At 67.0% G+C, this 20,005-nt stretch carries 18 protein-coding genes and 1 other RNA gene; 9 read left to right on the top strand and 10 right to left on the bottom strand.

Annotation, left to right across the window (positions count from 1 at the left end; translation table 11 throughout):
• Window positions 1-49: 49 nt before the first annotated feature.
• Window positions 50-1,012 (bottom strand): glutathione synthase, encoded by a 963-nt coding sequence (gene gshB, locus C7446_RS00840; protein ID WP_121170349.1) that lies wholly within the window; start codon window positions 1,010-1,012, stop codon window positions 50-52.
• Window positions 1,013-1,209: 197 nt separating this feature from the next.
• On the opposite strand from gshB, the gene C7446_RS00835 reads away from it, so the two are divergent.
• Window positions 1,210-2,343, top strand: coding sequence for an alkene reductase (locus tag C7446_RS00835; RefSeq protein ID WP_121170347.1), 1,134 nt, complete (start codon window positions 1,210-1,212; stop codon window positions 2,341-2,343).
• Between the two features lie 82 nt (window positions 2,344-2,425).
• Here C7446_RS00835 and poxB read toward each other — a convergent pair whose 3' ends face one another.
• From poxB to C7446_RS00815, 4 genes are all read right to left on the bottom strand, one after another.
• Window positions 2,426-4,162, bottom strand: a complete 1,737-nt coding sequence (gene poxB, locus C7446_RS00830) for a ubiquinone-dependent pyruvate dehydrogenase (protein WP_121170997.1) — start codon at window positions 4,160-4,162, stop codon at window positions 2,426-2,428.
• A 151-nt stretch (window positions 4,163-4,313) separates the two neighbouring features.
• Complete coding sequence (locus C7446_RS00825; RefSeq protein WP_245977589.1) at window positions 4,314-5,048, bottom strand: 16S rRNA (uracil(1498)-N(3))-methyltransferase; 735 nt, start codon at window positions 5,046-5,048, stop codon at window positions 4,314-4,316.
• A 4-nt stretch (window positions 5,049-5,052) separates the two neighbouring features.
• A complete protein-coding gene (gene secB, locus C7446_RS00820) occupies window positions 5,053-5,538 on the bottom strand; it encodes a protein-export chaperone SecB (RefSeq protein ID WP_121170343.1) in 486 nt (161 codons plus the stop codon).
• A gap of 54 nt (window positions 5,539-5,592) precedes the next feature.
• Entirely contained in the window at window positions 5,593-6,015 is a 423-nt protein-coding gene (locus C7446_RS00815) for a rhodanese-like domain-containing protein (protein WP_121170995.1), read from the bottom strand.
• A gap of 277 nt (window positions 6,016-6,292) precedes the next feature.
• Here C7446_RS00815 and gpmI point away from each other — a divergent pair, with 277 nt between their 5' ends.
• From gpmI to C7446_RS00800, 3 genes are all read left to right on the top strand, one after another.
• Window positions 6,293-7,849 carry a 2,3-bisphosphoglycerate-independent phosphoglycerate mutase gene (gene gpmI, locus C7446_RS00810; RefSeq protein ID WP_121170341.1) on the top strand — a complete coding sequence of 519 codons (1,557 nt, stop codon included), beginning with the start codon at window positions 6,293-6,295 and terminating at the stop codon, window positions 7,847-7,849.
• A gap of 84 nt (window positions 7,850-7,933) precedes the next feature.
• Entirely contained in the window at window positions 7,934-9,247 is a 1,314-nt protein-coding gene (locus tag C7446_RS00805; protein WP_121170339.1) for a murein hydrolase activator EnvC family protein, read from the top strand.
• Between the two features lie 98 nt (window positions 9,248-9,345).
• Window positions 9,346-10,713, top strand: a complete 1,368-nt coding sequence (locus C7446_RS00800) for a S41 family peptidase (RefSeq protein WP_121170337.1) — start codon at window positions 9,346-9,348, stop codon at window positions 10,711-10,713.
• Window positions 10,714-10,729: 16 nt separating this feature from the next.
• Here the strand turns inward: C7446_RS00800 and C7446_RS00795 are convergent, their stop codons facing one another.
• The 3 genes from C7446_RS00795 to C7446_RS00785 form a co-directional block, all read right to left on the bottom strand.
• Window positions 10,730-11,956: a UbiH/UbiF/VisC/COQ6 family ubiquinone biosynthesis hydroxylase gene (locus tag C7446_RS00795; RefSeq protein ID WP_121170335.1), complete on the bottom strand. Its 1,227-nt coding sequence runs from the start codon at window positions 11,954-11,956 to the stop codon at window positions 10,730-10,732.
• A 65-nt stretch (window positions 11,957-12,021) separates the two neighbouring features.
• Window positions 12,022-13,257 carry a 2-octaprenyl-6-methoxyphenyl hydroxylase gene (gene ubiH / locus C7446_RS00790; RefSeq protein WP_121170333.1) on the bottom strand — a complete coding sequence of 412 codons (1,236 nt, stop codon included), beginning with the start codon at window positions 13,255-13,257 and terminating at the stop codon, window positions 12,022-12,024.
• 32 nt (window positions 13,258-13,289) lie between these two features.
• Window positions 13,290-13,880, bottom strand: a complete 591-nt coding sequence (locus tag C7446_RS00785) for a UPF0149 family protein (RefSeq protein ID WP_121170331.1) — start codon at window positions 13,878-13,880, stop codon at window positions 13,290-13,292.
• 189 nt (window positions 13,881-14,069) lie between these two features.
• On the opposite strand from C7446_RS00785, the gene C7446_RS00780 reads away from it, so the two are divergent.
• The 3 genes from C7446_RS00780 (at window position 14,070) to C7446_RS00770 (ending at window position 15,286) form a co-directional block, all read left to right on the top strand.
• Window positions 14,070-14,378, top strand: coding sequence for a cell division protein ZapA (locus C7446_RS00780; RefSeq protein WP_121170329.1), 309 nt, complete (start codon window positions 14,070-14,072; stop codon window positions 14,376-14,378).
• A gap of 50 nt (window positions 14,379-14,428) precedes the next feature.
• Window positions 14,429-14,612, top strand: a non-coding RNA gene (ssrS, locus tag C7446_RS00775) — 6S RNA.
• Between the two features lie 2 nt (window positions 14,613-14,614).
• Window positions 14,615-15,286 (top strand): 5-formyltetrahydrofolate cyclo-ligase, encoded by a 672-nt coding sequence (locus tag C7446_RS00770; RefSeq protein WP_121170327.1) that lies wholly within the window; start codon window positions 14,615-14,617, stop codon window positions 15,284-15,286.
• Window positions 15,287-15,542: 256 nt separating this feature from the next.
• Here the strand turns inward: C7446_RS00770 and ilvA are convergent, their stop codons facing one another.
• Window positions 15,543-17,054, bottom strand: a complete 1,512-nt coding sequence (ilvA, locus tag C7446_RS00765) for a threonine ammonia-lyase, biosynthetic (protein WP_121170993.1) — start codon at window positions 17,052-17,054, stop codon at window positions 15,543-15,545.
• A 235-nt stretch (window positions 17,055-17,289) separates the two neighbouring features.
• Between ilvA and rpiA the strand changes: the two genes are divergently transcribed.
• Window positions 17,290-17,973, top strand: a complete 684-nt coding sequence (gene rpiA, locus C7446_RS00760) for a ribose-5-phosphate isomerase RpiA (protein WP_121170325.1) — start codon at window positions 17,290-17,292, stop codon at window positions 17,971-17,973.
• A 311-nt stretch (window positions 17,974-18,284) separates the two neighbouring features.
• Window positions 18,285-18,674 carry a hypothetical protein gene (locus C7446_RS00755; protein ID WP_121170323.1) on the top strand — a complete coding sequence of 130 codons (390 nt, stop codon included), beginning with the start codon at window positions 18,285-18,287 and terminating at the stop codon, window positions 18,672-18,674.
• Window positions 18,675-18,693: 19 nt separating this feature from the next.
• On the opposite strand, the gene waaA is transcribed toward C7446_RS00755, so the two are convergent.
• Window positions 18,694-20,004: a lipid IV(A) 3-deoxy-D-manno-octulosonic acid transferase gene (gene waaA, locus C7446_RS00750; RefSeq protein ID WP_245977587.1), complete on the bottom strand. Its 1,311-nt coding sequence runs from the start codon at window positions 20,002-20,004 to the stop codon at window positions 18,694-18,696.
• Window position 20,005: the final 1 nt, after the last annotated feature.

Raw genomic sequence — 20,005 nt, 5'->3', positions numbered from 1 at the left:
CGACCGGGCCACAGCGAGCGCTTACCAACGCCCGCGGCTTGGTGCCGGCTCATCGTGCTGCCAGCCGCCGGGCAATGGCGGTCATCAGCTGGCCGGCGATGTCGCTGCCGGTCTGGGCATCGATCTCCCGCACGCAGGTCGGGCTGGTGACATTGATCTCGGTGATGTAGTCACCGATGACATCAAGGCCGACAAACAGCAGGCCCTGTTCGCGGATCGAATCCTGCACCTGCGCTACCAGCCAGTAGTCGCGCTCGGTCAGCGGCCGCGCCTCGCCGCGTCCGCCGGCGGCCAGATTGCCGCGCACCTCGCCGGCACTGGGGATCCGGGCCAGCCCGTGCGGCACCGGCTCGCCGTCGATCAGCAGGATGCGGGTATCGCCGCGGCTGATCTCGGGAATGTAGCGCTGCGCCATGATCTGACGGCTACCGCGATCGGTCAGCTGTTCGATGATCGAGCCGAGGTTGCGCCCCTCGGGGGTGACATGAAAGATGCCGTTCCCCCCCATGCCATCGAGCGGCTTGAAGATGGTATCGCCATGCTCGCCGTGAAATTCGCGCAGCACCGCCTCGTTGCAGGAGACCACGGTCGGCACCAGACACTGCGGAAACTGCTGGGCGTAGAGCTTTTCGTTGCAGGTCAGCAGCGCCCTGGTGGGATTGACCACCAGTACGCCTTCGCGTTCGGCAAAGCCCAGCAGGTGCACTGTGTTGATGAAGTGATCATCCACCGGCGGGTCCTGACGCATCAGGATCACATCCATCGCGGCCAGCGGCCCGGCCTCGACCTCGCCCAGGCGGTACCAGCACTCCGGATCCTCGAACGCCTCCAGCCGACGCAGCCGGCCCATGGCGCGACCATCCTTCAGATAGAGGTCTTCCGGTTCCAGATACCACAGCCGATACCCCTGCTTCTGTGCCGCCCACAGCATGGCCAGGGTGGTGTCCTTCTTGTAGGCGACATCGGCGATGGGGTCCATGACCACCGCCATGTCCAGCGTACGTTCACTCATGTTCGACTCCTGCTGACCGGCGCCCCGGTGATGAATCGCGCCAGTATGGCGCAAGCGTCCGACTGCAGCCAGGCAGATCCCATCGCGGGCATGCATGAAAACTATTGCTCGAATGCTAACGGCTTGCCAGGCTTGCTTCACATCGCGTTCCGGCGTCTTCGACGTTCGGATCATTCCCGTCACCGATGGAGGACTGCATGAGCGTACTCTTCGAACCCTATGACCTGGCCGGCATTCGGCTCGACAACCGCATCATCATGGCGCCGATGACCCGTTCGCGGGCCCCGGACGACATCCCCAACGAAATGGGAGCGCTCTACTATCGTCAGCGCGCCAGCGCCGGACTGATCATCTCCGAGGGGACGCCGGTCTCGCGTCAGGGTACGGGCTATCTCTACAACCCCGGCATCTACGGCCCCGACCAGCTGGACGGCTGGGCCAAAGCGACCCGCGCGGTACATGAGCGCGGCGGCGTCTTCTTCGCCCAGATCTGGCATGTCGGCCGGGTCTCGCACACCTCGGTGCAGATCGCCGGTGCCGCACCGGTCGGCCCCAGCGAACAGCAGGGCGGGATGGCGTTCGGCTACAACGAGCAGGGCATCCCCGACATGCTGCCGGCCAGCACGCCGCGCCGGCTGGCCACCCGCGAAGTGCGCGGGATCGTGCGTGATTTCGCCCAGGCCGCGGTCAATTCCCGCAACGTCGGCTTCGATGGCGTGGAGATCCACGGTGCCAACGGCTACCTCTTCGAGCAGTTCCTCAACGCCGTGGTCAATGATCGCGACGACGAGTATGGCGGCTCGCGCGAGAACCGCTGCCGGCTGCTGATCGAGGTGGTCGACGAGGTCTGCGCGCTGATCGGCAGTCACCGCGTCGGGGTGCGTCTCTCGCCGCACGGCCAGCTGTTCGACATGCCGGAGTACGACGACAACGGCGAGACCTATCTGCATCTCGCCCGCGAGTTCAACAAGCGCAATCTGGCCTACGTGCATCTGCACGACCAGGGCGGACAGGGCATGCCGCCGCTGCCGCGCGACTATCTGAAGCAGTTCCGCGACACCTACAGCGGCACGCTGCTGTTCGCCGGCAACCTCGACAGGGCCGAGGCCGAGAAGCTGGTCAATGACGGCACCATCGATCTGCCGGTCTTCGGGCGGCTGTTCACCTCCAACCCCGATCTGGTCGAGCGCATGAAGCACGACTGGCCGCTGGCGGAGTACGATCCGGACACCTTCTATGGCGGCGACGCCCGGGGCTATGTCGACTTCCCCACCTACGCCGAAGAACAGGAGCGCCAGGCCCGCCAGCGCCTGATCGACGAGAAGTCCTGAGCGCCACGGGCCCGGCCCGCTGCGCGATCAAAAACGCCCCGGCCTGATGGCCGGGGCGTTTCATTCATGGCCTGGCAGGCACTTACTTCCTGCGTCGGAACGGCCAGTTGGTCTTCGCCAGATCGATGACCTCGTCGCCGCGGCCGCTCATCACCGCGCGCACGGTGTAGAGGCTGAAGCCCTTGGCCTGCTCGGCCTCGATTCGCGGCGGAATCGACAGCTCCTGCTTGGCGGTACGTACATCGACGATCACCGGGCCATCGTGGGCAAAGGCATCTTCCAGCGCCTCGTCGAGCCGCTCCGAGGATTCCACCCGGATGCCGCGAATGCCCAGCGCATTGGCCAGCTCGGCAAAGTTGGCCGCGGAAAGGTTGGTGGTGGTATCGACGAAGCCGGCGGCCTTCATCTCCAGCGCCACGAAGCCCAAGGTCTCGTTGTTGTAGACCACCACCTTCACCGGCAGCTGCTGCTCCACCATGGTCAGCAGATCGCCCATCAGCATGGTGATCCCGCCATCGCCGGCCAGCGCCACGATCTGGCGTCCCGGACAGGCGGCCTGCCAGCCCATCGCCTGGGGCACGGCGGTTGCCATCGAGCCGTGCATGAACGAGCCGGTCAGCCGGCGCCGACCGTTCATTTCCAGATAGCGTGCCGCCCACACCGTGGGCGTGCCGACATCGCAGGTAAACACGGTATCCGCGGCGGCATGTGCGCTGACCCGGGCGGTCAGATACTGGGGATGCAGTGGCTCGCCGGCCTCCCGCGGCGTGGCCAGCTCATCGAGCCCCTGACGCGCCTTGCGATAGTGCTGCTGGGAGTCGTCGAGGAAATCGCGATCGCGCTTCTCCTCGAGCCGGGGCAGCAGTGCCTCGATGGTCGCCCCGACATCACCGACCAGTCCGCGCAGCAGCGGACTGCGCCGGCCGAGATGGGCGCCGCGCTCGTCGATCTGCACGATCCGGCCATGCTCGGGGAAGAAGTCGCGATAGGGAAAGTTGGTCCCCAGCATCAGCAGGAAATCACACTCCTTGAGGGCGTGATAGCCCGAACTGAACCCGATCAGCCCGGTCATGCCGACATCAAAGGGATTGTCGTACTCCAGCGACTGCTTGCCACGCAGGGCGTGAATGACGGGCGCCTTGAGCCGCTCGGCGAGCGCGACCACCTGATCGTGATAGCCGTCACAGCCATAGCCGCACAGCAGCGCCACGCGCCCCTGCTCATTGAGCATCCCGGCCAGCTCGTCCAGCGCAGCCGGCGGCGGCACCGGCACCGCCCGCACCGGATTCGACCACTGTACCCGCTTGACCGGCGACGGCTGCAGGGCGACATCGCCGGGCAGCACGATCACCGCCACGCTCTGCTGGGTAATGGCGGTATTCATCGCGGTTTCCAGCACTCGCGGCATCTGCTCGGGCGAGGAGACCAGCTCGCAGTAGTCGCTGCACTCGCGAAAGAGCTGCTCGGGGTGGGTCTCCTGGAAGTAGCCCAGCCCCACCTCGCTGGAAGGAATCTGGGCGGCGATCGCCAGCATCGGCACATTGGCGCGCTGGGCCTCGAACAGGCCGTTGATCAGATGCAGGTTGCCGGGACCGCAGGAGCCGGCACAGACCGAGAGTGCCTTGGTGGCGTCCGCCTCGGCGCCCGCCGCCAGCGCGGCCACTTCCTCGTGGCGGACACCACGCCAGCGGATGCGCTCCTGACGGCGCAGGCTTTCGGTCAGGCCATTGAGCGAATCCCCCGGCAGTCCCCAGATGTTCTGCACACCGGCCTGAGCGAGGGTTTCCACCAGAATATCGGCCACGGTTGGGTCAGCCACGGGCACCTCCTTGTCGGAAAACAAACAGCGTCGGCGGATGCAATGCCATCCTGGCATCCGCACGTCCCTGTCAGTTTAGTCCGGATGAAGCGATTGAGGTTTCATGACCGTCATCAATCGCCTCGATGCCCGTACTGCGACGGCAGGCGGATCAGTAGCCCAGATCGCCGTGAAGATACTGCAGCAGCGACAGCGCCACCACCGGCGCCGTTTCGGTACGCAGGATGCGGGGGCCCAGGCGCAGGGGCGCAAAGCCGTGATACCGGGCAGCGGTCAGGTCACTGTCGCCGAGCCCGCCCTCGGGGCCGATCAGCAGCGCGGCGCGCGCGATCGTCGTGGTACTTGCCAGGCTCGCCTCACCCGGATGAAGCACCCAGCGCGCCGGTTCGTCACGCGCCGCCAGCCATTCGGAGAGCTTCATGGCCGGGGCGATCACCGGCACGGTGGCTCGCCCGCACTGCTCGCAGGCGCTGATCGCCACGCCCTGCCAGTGGGCCAGTTTCTTCGCCGCCCGCTCGCCCTTCAGGGCGACATCGCCGTGTTCGGTATAAAGCGGTGTGATCGCCGCCACGCCCAGCTCGACCGCCTTCTGGATGGCGTAATCCATGCGATCGCCCTTGGAGATCGCCTGCCCCAGATGGACCGCCAGCGGTGACTCCGCCATGGGCGTCAGCGGGGCCTCGATACGCGCCGTGACCTGCCGGCGCTCACTGCGCTCGATGTGAGCACTCACCTCGCTGCCACGCCCGTCGAACAGGCGTATCCCGTCACCGACACCGCGCCTGAGCACCCGGGTGAGATGGTGTGCCACCCGCTCGGGCAGTACCAGCTCGCCGGCCGGCGTCAGTGCGGCATCGACGTAGAAGCGTGGGGTGCCGGCAGCCAAGACTTCAGCTGTCCAGCTGCTGCTTGCGCTGTTCCTGCTTCTGGGCGTACATGGCATCGAAGTTGACCGGTGCCAGCATCAGCGCCGGGAAGCTGCCGCGGCCAACCATGTTGTCGATGCACTCGCGTGCGTAGGGGAACAGCACATTGGGGCAGAAGGCACCCAGGGTGTGACCGAGCTGCTCGTCGGTCAGTCCGGCAATGGAGAACAGCCCGGCCTGCTCGACCTCGGCAAGAAAGGCAGTGGACTGCTCGTCGCCATTGTAGACGTGCGCGGTGACCCGCACGGTGACTTCGTACATGGACTCGCCCAGCACGGCGTGCTCGGTGTCGACATCCAGCTTGACGCGCGGCTGGAACTGCTGCTGGAAGATCTGCGGCGAGTTGGGCGCCTCGAAGGAGATATCCTTGACGTAGATGCGCTGCAGCGCGAACTGGACTTCACCCTGACCGTTGTCGGCAGTGCTGTCGGTAGCGTTGTTCTCGGACATGGTAGCGATTTTCCTGCGGTGACGTTTGAATTCGGCGCCTTCGAAGCCGGCCCGTCAGCGACGTGCGGTAGGCAGATCGTCGGCCTGCCACTGCGAGATGCCGCCCTTGAGGCGTACCGCCCGCGTGAAGCCGGCCTTCCTGAGCTTCTCGACCGCGGCACCGGACTGCTGCCCCATCTTGCAGACCACGATGATCGGCTTGTCCTTGTGCTCATCGAGTTCCTGCATGCGATCGTCGAGGCGATCATTGGGGATGTTGCGCGAGCCGGGGATATGCGCCTTGCGAAACTCGCTCTTCTCGCGAAGATCGACGATCACGCCATCCTCGCGGTTGACCATGGCGGTCGCCTCGCCGGAAGAGACCCCCCCCGCAGCGCTGCGTCGGGCTTCATAGGCCATGAAGGCCGCCCCTACCGCCACAAAGGCACCCACCAGCAGAGGGTGCCGGCTCACGAACTCCAGAAGCTGATCAATCATGACGAACTCGTACTCGTTGCGTGTCCCGGCAAGGGCCTGTACCGGCGCCTGCGGCATGGCCTGCCGTACGCGCCGCTCCGGAGACCGGATTCCGGAGGACGCCCAGTATACATGAGCAGACGCGTGGATCATCCGGGGCAAACACGATCATGCGCACTTCCCGTCGGCTGCGTTATGATGACGCCAGTCGCCGAGCACGGCGCGCGAGCATGGTCGGCCACCGGTTCATGCTGCCGCCGTCAGCACGCCTGCTTTTCAATCGTTAGCGAGGCCTTCCATGTCACAGGAACGGACCGACCGGTCGCGCCCGGTCGCCCTGATCATCCTCGACGGCTACGGTCGTAACCCGAACACCGACCACAATGCGGTGGCGCTGGCGAACACGCCGGTCATGGATCGCCTCATGAGTGAGTGCCCACACACCCTGATCCACACCGACGGTGGGCATGTCGGCCTGCCCGAGGGGCAGATGGGGAACTCCGAGGTGGGCCACATGAACATCGGTGCCGGCCGCATCGTGTTCCAGAGCCTGACCCGCATCTCCAACGCCATCAGCGACGGCGAACTGGCCGACAATGCCGCACTGACCCATGCCATCGACGCCGCCGTCGAGCGCGGTCGCGCCGTGCATCTGCTCGGCCTGCTCTCGCCGGGCGGGGTCCACAGCCACGAGGATCACATCCTGGCACTGGCCGAGCTGGCCGCCGCCCGGGGTGCCGGGCGGGTCTACATTCACGCCTTCCTCGACGGCCGTGATACCCCGCCGCAGAGCGCCCGCGAGTCGCTGGCACGCGCCGACGACAAGCTTCAACAGCTCGGTGTCGGCCGCGTCGCCTCGATGGTGGGCCGCTTTTATGCCATGGATCGCGACAACCGCTGGGAGCGGGTCGAGCAGGCCTGGCGGGTGGTGGTCGATGGTCAGGGCACTCATACCGCCACGACCGCCGAGGCCGGGCTCGAAGCAGCCTATCAGCGCGGCGAAACCGATGAGTTCGTCGAGGCCACCAGCCTGCGCCCCGACGACCGGCCGGTCACCATCGACGATGGCGATGCGGTGCTGTTTGCCAACTTCCGCGCCGATCGAGCCCGCGAGCTGGCCCGGGTCTTCGTCGATGAGGAGTTCGACGGCTTTGCTCGCGAGCGCCGGCCGCAGGTCGATTTCGTGATGATGACGCGCTACAGCAACGACCTGGACGCCCCGGTCGCCTTCCCGCCCCAGGAGCTGCCCAATACCCTGGGCGAGTTCGCCAGCGCTCGCGGACTCACTCAGCTGCGCATCGCCGAGACCGAGAAGTACGCCCACGTGACCTTCTTCTTCTCCGGCGGCCGCGAGGAACCCTTCAAGGGCGAGGAGCGCATCCTGGTGAACTCGCCGAAGGACGTGAAGACCTACGACGAGAAGCCGGAAATGAGCGCCGGCGAGGTCACCGACCGGCTGGTGGAGGCGATCGATGCCGACCGCTTCGATCTGGTCATCTGCAACTATGCCAACTGCGACATGGTCGGTCACACCGGCGATCTGCAGGCTGCCATCGGCGCCGTGGAAGCGGTCGATCAGGGCCTGGGCCGGGTGCTGGAGGCGATCGAACGCGCCGGCGGCAGTGCGCTGGTCACCGCCGATCACGGCAATGCCGAACAGATGGTCGATCCGGACACCGGCAAGCCGCATACCGCCCACACCACCTTCCGGGTGCCGCTTTTGTATGTCGGTAGCCGGCCGGCGCAGCTGCACGATCACGGCCGCCTGTGCGATCTGGCGCCCTCGCTGCTGCACATGCTGGACGAGCAGCCGCCGGAGGAGATGTCCGGTCACAGTCTGGTGGATTTCCGCTGAGGCCGACCCGCCGGGGCAACCCCGGCGGGTGCCGCCGGGTCACGAGCAGTTCGGGGAGATGTCAGGCCAGTGTCGTATTTCGGATTGCGGTCCCCTGGCCGTCGTGGCGCGCCAGGCGCCACCGGCCCGGGCAGCCGGCCGTCGGGCAGGACTGCGCTGCTGCTGGCCACCCTGCTGGCACTGGGGGCCGGCGAGTCGGCGGCCGCCGATCTGGAAGCCTCGAAGGCGCAGCTCGAATCGATCCAGCAGCGCATCGGCAACGCCCGACAGCAGCTCGAGGATACCGGCGACGAACGCAGCCAGGCACGCCATACGCTGCAGAAGGCCGAACAGTCGCTGGCCGACACCCATCAGCGCATTCGCCAGCTGCAGCAGCAGCAGCAGCAGGTGCGTTCGCAGCTCAGGCAACTGAAGGCGCATCAGGACGAGCTCGAGACGCAACGCAGTGCCCAGCAGCAGGCGCTCGCCGAGCAGATGCGGGCGCTCTACGAAATGGGCCGGCAGCCGCGGCTGAAGATGCTGCTCAACGGCGATGACCCCACCGAACTGGAGCGTTTCCAGCGCTATCTCGACAGCCTCAATCAGGCCCGAGCCGAGCGGCTGGACAGGCTTGAGCAGCTCAATCGTCAGCTCAGCGACAATCGTCGCGATACCCGCAGCCGTCAGCAGCAGCTCGGCGAGCTGCTGGATGATCTCCAGCAGCGCCAGCAGCAGCTGACCGAGCAGCGCCAGCAGCGCCAACAGGCGCTGGACCGGCTCGATCAGCGTTATCAGAGCGAGCAGGCGCGCCTGGACGACCTGCAATCCGAGCGCGACCAGGCAGAGGCCATGGTCGACCGGCTGGAGCAGCAGCTGGAACAGGCGCGCCGCGAGCGTCGCGCCGAAGCGCAGCGACGCCGGCAGCAGGCTCAGGAGCAGACCGCGCCGGACGCCGGCGACGATCACGAGGATGATGGCGATGGCGGCGGGCTGACCGCCAGCGAACTGGCGGCTGAGCCCGCCACTACCACCCACCGGGCCAGCAGTGGCGGAAGTTCGAAGTGGCCGGTCGACGGCCGCATCCTCGCCCGCTTCGGCCAGGGCCAGGGGATCGACCGCAACGGTGTGCTGATTGCCGCCAGTGCCGGCGCGCCGGTCCGGGCGGCCGCGGCCGGGCGGGTGGTGTTTGCCCACTGGATGCGCAGCTTCGGCAACCTGGTCATCATCGATCACGATGGCGTACTGACGCTCTATGCCCACAACCGGAGCCTGGCCGTGGCGGCCGGCGACCGGGTCGAGCGCGGTGCGGTCATCGCCCATGTCGGTGACAGCGGCGGCCGGCAGAGCCCGGCGCTCTATTTCGAGGTCCGCCGCGGCGGTCAGCCGATCAACCCCGACACCTGGCTGGCCCGGCGCTGACAGGCGCTTGCCACCAATGGCATGGCCGGTCCGGATCGGGCTATGCTGATGCCGTGGCCCGAGGCCACCGTCGTTGCCGAACCATTTCAGGAGACGCCATGCGCGCGCGTCGCACCCCGCTGCTGCTGATGCTGAGCCTTGCGCCCCTCGCGCTGCAGGCGCCGGCATGGGCCGAAACCGACACTCCCGCCGAGATGCCCGCCGATGCGGCCCCGCAGGGTGAGACCGGTACTTCCGTCGAGCTCGACCTTGATGATGTCCGTACTTTCGCCGAGGTCTTCGAGCGCATCAAGCGCACCTACGTCGACCAGGTGGATGACGCCACGCTGCTGCGCAATGCCATGCGCGGCATGCTCTCGGGGCTGGACCCGCATTCGGCCTATCTCGACCGGGAGGATTTCGAACAGCTGCAGGAAGCCACCGAGGGCGAGTTCAGCGGCATCGGCATCCAGATCGGCGAAGAGGAGGGGCGCCTGACCGTCATTGCGCCGATCGATGATACTCCGGCTGCCCGCGCCGGCCTGCAGCCCCATGACCGTATTCTCGCCATCGACGGTACCGCCACCGACGGCATGTCACTCGAGGATGCCGTGGATCGGCTGCGCGGCGATGCCGGCACCCCGGTGACCCTGACCATCATTCACGAGGGGGCTGGCGAGCCGCGTGAGGTCACGCTCGAGCGCGCCGAGATCTCGAGCCGGAGCGTCAGCTCGCGCATGCTCGCCCCGGGCTATGGCTATCTGCGCATCAGCCAGTTCCAGACACGCACCGCCGACCAGGCGCGCGAGGCCATCGCCAGCCTCCGTGGGCAGGGCGAACAGCCACTGCAGGGAGTGATTCTTGATCTGCGCAACAATCCCGGCGGCATTCTCGACGGCGCCGTGGATGTCGCCGACCTGTTCCTCGGGCAGGGCCTGATCGTCTACACCAAGGGGCGCCTGCCGGATTCGCGGATGTCCTTCTCCGCCCATGCCGATACCCCGCTGGCGGACACGCCGATGGTGGTGCTGATCAACGGCGGCACCGCCTCGGCCGCGGAGATCGTTTCCGGCGCCCTGCAGAATCACCACCGGGCGATCGTGATGGGCAGCGAGAGTTTCGGCAAGGGTTCGGTACAGTCGGTCATGCCGCTGGACAACGGCACCGGGCTCAAGCTCACCACGGCGCTCTACTATACGCCGGACGGCCGCTCCATCCAGGCCGAGGGCATCGTGCCCGATGTCGATGTCCAGCAGGGCCATCTCGAAATCGCCCGCAGCGCCGGCCTGCGGATACGCGAATCGGACCTGAGCGGGCATCTGCAGAACGCCCGCGACCGCTCACGTCCCGAGTCATCACAAGCCACTCCGGTCGCTGGCAGCGACTATCAGCTCGGCGAGGCGCTCAACCTGCTGCGCGGGCTCAACGCCCTCCATCAGCGGGATGCCACTCATGATGACCATCACGCCCGCGGCGGCAGCGGCTGATGCCGCCCCGCCCCTTTCAGACCGGCCAGTACCGGCGCAGCCGCGCCGGCAGGTCGCTGCGCTCGCCCATCGCCTGACGCATCATCAGGTCCTTGAGCGGGCCGCCGGCATCGGCCAGCGACAGTCCGCGATTGCGCAGTAGTCGCACCACGGGCAGCCTGCTGCCGAAGCCGACCCGAAAGGCATCCATCAGCATCAGCATGGCGGCATTGTCGCCGCGCCGGCGCCGGGTATAGCGGGCCAGCACGCGCTCATCGGACAGGGGCGCGCCGCGCCGGCGCGCCCGCTCGAGTTCCTCGGTAAGCACCGCCACGTCGAGCAGACCGAGATTGACGCCCTGCCCGGCCAGCGGATGCAGCCGGTGGGCGGCATCGCCGACCAGCACGATGCCATCGGCGACGTAGCGTCGGGCGTGATGCTGGACCAGCGGAAAGTCGTGACGCGTCTCGATGGCCACGATGTCGTCGGCCGGCAGTTCGAAGGCCTCGGCCAGCGCGGCCGAGAAGGCCGCATCATCCAGCGCCATCAGCCGCCAGGCCTCGTCGGCATGGCACGACCAGACGATCGAGGAGTACTGTCGCCCGCCTTCGAGCGCCAGCGGCAGGAAGGCCAGCGGTCCGGTCGGCAGAAAGCACTGCCGGGCGCTGGCGCGGTGGTCGTGGCGGTGGTGCACCGTGGTCACGATGGCGCGCTGACCGGTGGCGAACTCCCGCCGGCGGATGCCGGCCAGCTCGCGGAGGGTCGAGTTCGCACCATCGGCCGCGACCACCACGCGCCCGCTCGGCTGGCGGCCATCCGTCAGCACCACCGTGGTCTCTCCCGCATCGCGGCTGACGGCCTGCGGCGTGCACTGCTCGAAGAGCGTGACGGCAGGATGGTCGTGCAGCCGCTCGGCCAGCGCTGCCAGTATCACCCCGTTCTCGACGATGTGACCGAGCGCCGGCATCCCCAGGGCATCGGCAGCAAAGCTGATCCGCCCGGTGCCCTCGGCTTCCCAGACCGTCATGTACTGGTAGGGACTGACACGACGCTCGACCATCGCCGACCAGACCCCGAGCGAGGCAAACAGCGCCTGCGAGGCCGGCGTGATCGCACTGACCCGGGGATCCACCCGATCCTCCTGCCAGTCACCGCCGAGCCGCCCGGCCTCGACCAGAGCGACCGTCATGCCTGCCTCGGCCAAGCACAGCGCCTGACTGGCACCGACCAGCCCGCCGCCAACGACCACCACATCAAAACTCATCGCAACCTCGCTGCCCGCCGGCCCGCCACGACAGGCCGGCTTCGTGAATTGCCGTCGTGCCCCGGCTAGTCGTGCCCATGGAACAGGCCCATCGCGCGCCGGGTAACCAGCCGCTTGAGCGGCGCATTGACCTCCAGCCCCGTCAGCCCGGCACTGCGCAGGTGCGCCAGCCCCGGCCACTGCTGCTCGAACAGGGCAACCAGCGAGCTGCTGGCCGGCATGATCAGATCCCGGTCGGCACCGCGGCGGCGCTCGAACTCGCGCATCATCGCCGCATTGCCGGGCGCCTGCCCTTCGGTCAGATGCGCTGTCAGCGCATCGCGCAGTGCCATGACCCCGCGCAGGGCAAGATTGAACCCCTGACCGGCAACCGGATGCAGCGCATGGGCGGCATTGCCGAGAATCGCCAGATGGGGGCGTGACTGCTCGCGTGCCCGCGCCGTCGACAGCGGATAGACGTGACGCGTGCCCAGCCGGCGAAAGCGTCCCAGCCGATCGCCGAAGTGCTGCTGCAGGGCATGCAGAAAGGGGCGCTCATCGAGCCGGGCAAGCTCCTCGGCCACCGCCGGCGGCCGGGTCCAGATCAGCGCCATGCGCTGCGCCGTCTGCGGCAGCAGTGCCATCGGCCCCTCCGGGGTAAACCGCTCGAAGGCCCAGCCGCGGTGGTCGCGCCCCACTTCGACATTGGCAATCAGGGCATGCTGATCGAAGTGCCGGACATCGGTATCGATACCCAGCTGCTGCTTCAGCGGCGAGCGCCCGCCATCGGCCAGCACGGTCAGTCCGGCATCCAGCACGATGCCTGAATCCAGCACCAGCCGGTGCCCCCCCGGGTGTGGTGCGATCTGCTCGACCCGGGCCGGGCAGTACCACTGCAGCGCCTGTTCGGCCAGCCGTTCGTGGAGCACCCGCCCCAGCCAGGCGTTGGGCAGCACGTGGCCCAGTGCCGGCAGCCGGACATCCTCGCGGGAGAGTCGGGTGACGCCGGGATGACCGCGCTGACTGATGTGAATGTGATGGATGTCGCCGGCCCGCTCGGCCAGCTGCGACCAGATCCCCATGGCCTCGAAGTGGCGGCGCGAACCGAAGGCGATGGCACTGGCGCGCTCGTCGAAGCTGGGCTGGTAACCGCTGGTATCGCTGTCACCGAGCGGCGCGGCCTCGATGACCGCGACCGTCAGCCCGAACCGCTCGATCAGGGGGGCCAGGGCAAGCGCCAGGCTGGCGCCGACCAGGCCACCACCGACAATGGCAACATCGACCGAGCGGTGCTCGGCACGCTCTGCCGGAGCATTACTCATGTGGACTCCCGGACACCGGAAACGCCAGCGCCCTAGTGGCGCGTGGCAGGGTTGCTGTCATCCTCGGGCTGCTCAACCTGCGGGCGCCCCGGATGCTGCTCGGTATAGAGCATCAGCGCCGCCATGCGGGCGTGATCGGTCAGCGCGAACAGGTCGTCCTCGTTTTCCCGGCTGTCGGTCAGCTCGGTATCGATATCACTCATGTGACCGAGATCCTCGAGCGCCTCGCGCAACATCGCCGGCCATGCCCGGCGCCGCTCCTCATCCACTTCGGCGATCACCTCGTTGAACCCCTGGCACCATTCGCGCAGCGCCTGGGCGCGCTCGGCCAGCGAGAACAGTTCATCGGGCAGCAGCGGCTCGAAACTCATCTCCGAGGTGGAGAGCCGCTCGCGGGCCTGACTGCGCCAGGCGAGCAGTATCTGCGCCTCATCGCGCGAGCGCGGCTCCTCCACCCCCATCGTTTCGCACACCAGCGTCAACCAGTATTCGGCGTCGATATCATCGAGCGCCAGCCGGGCGCTGAGCTGTCCGTCAAGGAAGGCAGGCGACTGCAGGCTGCCGTGTGCCAGGAAAACATCGGCGACGGTGGCAAAATCCGCCGGTGGCTGATCGGTCGACATCCGGACCTCGAATTGCGGTAGGGAGTACAGCTGCCACCCGGCAGTGGTCGCGTTGACCGCTTCCGGGCGGCTCTCTATAGTGGCGACGACGGGTGTTCACGACGTCCTGATCGCGGCAGACCGTCATCACGTCAGCGTTCACCATCTTAGCGCAACGGCCAGTACTTGGCCCGTACCGGAAGTGATGTCATGTCCGAGGGACCACGTCAGACCGTCGAAATCAGCCTCATGGGTCAGACCTATGTGGTCAGCTGTGCTCCCGGCGAGGAGGAGGAACTCGCCCAGGCCGCCCGCTACCTCGATCAGGCCATGAACGGCATCCAGTCCCGCGGTCGTACCATCAGCATCGACAAGGTGGCCATGATGGCCGGCCTCAACATCACGCACGAGCTGATTCGCGAGATGGCCGCCCGCAAGGCGCTGGAAGAGCGCCTGGCCCGCCTGTCCGAGCAGCTCGAACAGGGCCTCGAGCATCGCAACCGGAACAACAGCGCCTGATCGGCCTGCAGGCTTTCGCCGCCACGAGTACCTTCTGTTAGACTAGGGCTCGTTCTCTGGGTTGTTCGCCAGTTGTTTATAGACCCTCGAGCCTATAGCAACCTCCAGGGAGGCCAAACGCTAGGCGGGTCTGTGTGCATGTCCGCGCGGCGGAAAGCCTGATGACCCGTCTGCGGCCACCCACCTGAACCATTAGGTTCAGGGCCACGACAACAGCGGCAGCCCGGAGAACCCTCATGCCCCTGCGCAGTGCGCCCTCACCCTTTCGTTCCCTGCGTGACTCATCCGCCAGTGATCCCGTGAGTGCCGACCACGATCGTCGCGCCCTGCGTCGACTGCTGCGTCGCCGCCGCCGGGCCCTGGATGCCCGCGCCCGACATCAGGCGGCACTCGCCCTGCGTCAGCACCTGCTGGCGATGCCCGAGATCCTGCGGGCCTCTCATCTGGCCTTCTACCTGCCCAGCGATGGCGAGATCGATCCACGACCGCTGATCGCCACCCTGCGCCGTCGCGGCGTGCACATCTATCTGCCGGTGCTGCGCCCGCTGGTGCACAACCGACTCTGGTTCGTCGAGCTGCGCCACGATACCCGGTTGGTGACCAACCGCTTCGGCATTCCCGAGCCGGCACTGCGCCAGAGCGCCCAGCGCCACCGCCGCCTGCCGGCCTGGGCACTGGACACGATCCTGATGCCACTGGTGGGCTTCGATCAGCAGGGGCAGCGTCTGGGGATGGGCGGCGGCTTCTATGATCGCACCCTGGCCTTCACCCGCCATCGCGGCGCCAGACCCACCCTGATCGGGCTGGCCCACGACTGCCAGCAGGTCGACGCGCTGCCGGTCGCTGCCTGGGATGTGCCGCTCGACGCCGTGGTCAGCGACCGCGCCATCATCCGACCGCATCACTGACCCGTCCCCGGCGGCCGGCTGAGCCGCAGGCGGCCCGCGGCAGTGCTCAGGAGCCCATCAGGGTCTGGGCGTAGCCGGTGGCCACCATGCCGATACCGAAGATAAAGACCAGGATCAGAACCAGATCGGGCTTGCGTTTCATTGCGACTCCATGTGGAAAGGGCCGTCTCCAGCAACGGCGTCGCCGATCATAGGACGCCGCCCGGTCATCGACAACACATCAAAACGGCGATTATCCCGATTGTGATGCGCCATTTCAGGTCATGAACAGTCGGTAGGCCGGATTGTCGGTTTCGCGCCAGTAGCGATAGCCGATGGTATCCAGGTAATGCTCGAGCCCGGCCTGGTCCTCGGTGACCTGCATGCCGACCAGCACCCGACCATAGGCCGCGCCGTGATTGCGGTAGTGGAACAGCGAGATGTTCCAGCCCTCGGGCAGGTGATCGAGGAAGTTCATCAGCGCCCCCGGACGCTCGGGGAACTCGAAGCGGTAGAGCTGCTCGTCATCCGTCCAGGGGGTGCGACCGCCGCCCAGATGGCGGATATGCAGCTTGGCGAGCTCGTTGTCGGTGAGATCCTCCACCGGATAGTCCGCGGCGCGCAGCTGTTCGATCACGGCATCCCGATCGCGTCCGCCCGGGCGCACCCGCAGGCCGACGAAGATGTGGGCCCGTTCACCATCGGCATAGCGGTAGTTGAATTCGGTGACCATGCGCTCGCCGATGACCTCACAGAAGCGCTTGAAGCTGCCCGGTCGTTCGGGAATGGTGACCGCCAGGATGGCCTCGCGCTGCTCGCCCAGCTCGGTGCGCTCGGCAATGTGCTGCAAGCGGTCGAAATTGATGTTGGCGCCCGAATTGATGCAGATCAGGGATTTGCCTTCGACGCCCTGCTGCTGGGCATACTTCTTCAGCCCGGCCAGCGAGAGCGCCCCGGAGGTTTCCGAGACTGCCCGGGTATCCTCGAAGATATCCTTGACCGCGGCACACATCTCGTCGGTGGTCACGGTGACCACGCCGTCGATGTGTTCGCGCAGGATCTCGAAGGGCGCCTCGCCGATCCGGGCTACCGCCACCCCTTCGGCGAACAGTCCCACCTGCGGCAGGGTACGACGTTCACCGGTCTCCAGCGCCAGCTTGAGACAGGCGGCATCTTCCGGCTCGACACCATAGACGCGGATATCAGGACGCAGGTACTTCACGTAGGCCACGATGCCGGCTGCCAGCCCCCCGCCGCCAACCGGCACGAAGATCGCCTCGATCGGCTCAGGATGCTGACGCAGGATCTCCATCGCGATGGTCCCCTGGCCGGCAATGATGTCCGGATCATCGAAGGGTGGAATCCAGGCGTAGCCGTGCTCCTGCATCAGCTGCTGGGCGTGTTCCAGTGCCTCGCTGAAGGCATCGCCGTGCAGCACCACCTCGGCGCCGCGGGCACGGGCCGACTGCACCTTGATCTCCGGCGTGATGCGCGGCATCACGATCACGGCCTGCACCCCCATGCGCCGCGCGGCCAGCGACACGCCCTGGGCGTGATTGCCGGCCGAGGCGGTGATTACCCCGGTCTCGCGCTGTTCGCAAGTAAGCTGGGCCATGCGGTTGTAGGCGCCGCGCAGCTTGAAGGAGTACACCGGCTGCAGATCTTCACGCTTGATCCAGACCTGATTGTTGAGCCGCCGGGACAGAAAGGGCGCTGCTGACAGCGGCGTTTCAATGGCCGCATCATAGACCCGCGCCTGAAGGATCTTCTTGGCGTATGCTTCCAGCATGCTCGTGTCCTGAAGATGAAAGAAAGACCGCAGCAGTGCATCGAGCGGACGTGCCGGGCACGTCATGGCAGCGAGGACTACTGTTTCACGTGAAACATGCACTGCTGTACCGTGTTCATTGTCGGCAATGCGCCCCATCGGCGTCTACAGGCGCCGCCAGGTTGCCTATAATGGCCGCCCGCGAACCAAAGCGTTCGTTCCGATACCCCGCTTCGACGCCCTGGAGATCCATTCCATGACTTCCCGCAATCAGGATGAAATGAAGCGCGCCGTGGCCCAGGCGGCCCTCGACGAGATCCGCGCACAGCTCGCCCGGGATACCGTGATCGGTGTGGGCACGGGCAGCACGGCCAATTATTTCATCGATCTGCTGGGCGACTATCGCCACCACTTCGACGGCGCGGTGGCCAGTTCCGAGGAGTCCGCCGAACGGCTGCGCCGCAACGGCATTGCGGTACTGGATCTCAACAGCGTGGGCCCGCTGCCGCTGTACATCGACGGCGCCGACGAGATCGATCAGGGATTTGCCATGATCAAGGGCGGCGGCGCCGCACTGACCCGGGAGAAGATCGTGGCGGCCTGCTCCGAACGGTTCATCTGCATTGCCGATCGTACCAAGCGCGTGCCCCGGCTGGGCACCTTTCCGCTGCCCGTCGAGGTCATCCCGATGGCACGCTCCCATGTAGCCCGCCAGACGGTGCAGCTCGGCTTCGACCCGGTCTATCGGGAGGGCGTGCTCACCGACAACGGCAATCAGATCCTCGACCTGCACAGCCGCATGATCGAGGACCCCGCTGCCATGGAAACCCGGCTCAACGACATCACCGGCGTGGTCACCAACGGGCTCTTTGCCCATCGCGGCGCTGATATCCTGCTGCTGGGTACCGAAACGGGCGTCGAGCGCCATCTCCGGCCCTGACCAAAGCCCTGCCCGGACGGGGCCACGGCCCGGCCCCTGACCTGTTTCACGTGAAACAGGTCGTCATTAAAAACGCCCTCTCTCCTATGTTAATCTGAGTTAACCGTTTATCACGCTCGGCAACCCCCCGTAGTGGTAAGCGATACCAGCAGATGTCAGCATTCACCCCCATCAGGCCATCGCAACATGCAGCACTCGATCCCGTATCGAAGGGCCAGCGTTACGGCGAGCCTGGTTTCGATCCACCGGCCGCTCATGGCCCAGTGCATCACTCGGACTCGCCTGTGTTCCCGTTCCCAGGAAAGACACCCATGACTTCCCGCCTGCTCCAGCGCTTCGATCTCGGTGCCCTGCTCGGCCTCGGCAGCGCCGGGCGCCGGCACTCGGCCCCTGGTGCCCTGATCGAGGCCCTACGTCAGCCGCCGCTGCCGGCCGAAACGCTGCGCATCCGGCCGCGCGAGCAGGAGATCCGCTTCCGGCTGGCGCCGCTGCCCGGCGCGACGCATCGCACCGAAGTGACGGTCTGGCTCAACGTCGAGCGCTGTCAGGCTTTCGTGATCCGCTTCGAACGCCCCGTCGATGACCCCCACGCCCCGCCCAGCCAGCAGGTCATGGCCCCCGAGCGGAGCCTGGCCCTGCTCGAGCGGCACATCCGCACCCAGTGCCGTCATTACGGCTGGCAGCAGGTGAAAGGGGGCTGAGTCGGCAAGGCCGGCAGGGTCAGGTTCGGGAGGAGGCGTCCACTTCCTCTTCCGCGGCAAGATGAGCCAGCCGCCGGGCCTCGACCAGCCGGGCGACATGGCGCCGGGTCAGCGCCAGCGCGCCGCGATGGGTCTCGACGATCGAATGGGCTGCCGCCCCCAGCCGCTCGCGGGCCGACGGATCATCGAACAGTGCCAGCAGCGCCCGGGCGAGCGCCGAACCATCAGCCACTTCAAGCCGGGCATGATCCACGGTCAGCGCCTCGGCAATCTCGCGCAGGCTCTCCAGACAGCCGCCGCTGAGTACCGGCACCCCCAGCGCGGCCGGTTCCAGCAGATTGTGACCGCCCACATCGGGCAGCCAGCTGCCCCCCACGAAGGCCGCATCGGCGCAGCCATAGAGCAGCATCAGTTCGCCCATGGTATCGGCCAGGTAGACCCGGGTCTGCGGCCCGACGCTTTCGTGGTGCGAGCGGCGCACCGTGGTCATGTTGCTGCTCAGACAGAGCTCATGCACGGTGTCGAAACGCTGCGGATGACGCGGCACCAAGATCAGCAGCGCCTCGGGATGCTGATGCAGCACGCGACGATGCGCCTCCAGCACGGCCTGCTCCTCGCCCTCGTGGGTCGAGGCGGCAATCCACACCGGCCGCTCGCCCCACGAGGTGCGCAGTGCCTCGGCCGCCCCCCGGACGGTCTCCTCGACTTCGAGATCGAATTTCAGCGCTCCGGTCACGGTCAGGTTGCGCGCCTCGACCCCCAGCGTGCGGAAGCGCTTGGCGTCCTCACCGGACTTGGCGCCCACCCAGGCCAGCCGGCGCAGCGGCTCGCGCATCAGCGCGTCGAAGCGTCGATAGCGCCGGAACGCCTTTGGCGTGATGCGGCCGTTGACGACCGCCAGCGGCGCTCCGGCATCACTGGCCGCATGAATCAGGTTGGGCCACAGCTCGGTATCCACGATCAGCCCCAGCTCCGGCTGCAGCCGGGCAATGAAGCGGCGCACCGCACCGGGGAAATCCAGCGGCAGGAAGTGATGGGTGACCAGATCGGCAAACAGCGCTTGCAGCTGGCGGGCGCCGGTGGCGGTCATGGTGGTCACCACCACCCGGTGCTCGGGATAGTCGTCGATCAGCGAGCGGATCAGGCTGCGCGCCGTAGTCACTTCGCCGACCGAGGCCGCATGCACCCAGAGCACCCGCTCGCCGTCGTAAGCGGGAATATGGCCGAGGCGCTCGCGGCGCGAGCGCTCCGGCAGCGCCTCCCGCCAGACCCGCCGCCAGATCAGCGGCATCAGCGCATAGAGGGTGGTACTGTAGAGTCGTCGTCCCACG

The organism is Kushneria sinocarnis (assembly GCF_003633775.1).
Taxonomy (GTDB): domain Bacteria; phylum Pseudomonadota; class Gammaproteobacteria; order Pseudomonadales; family Halomonadaceae; genus Kushneria; species Kushneria sinocarnis.
The sequence above is the reverse complement of the archived record's forward strand: the minus strand, read 5'-3'. Positions and strand labels throughout refer to the sequence as shown.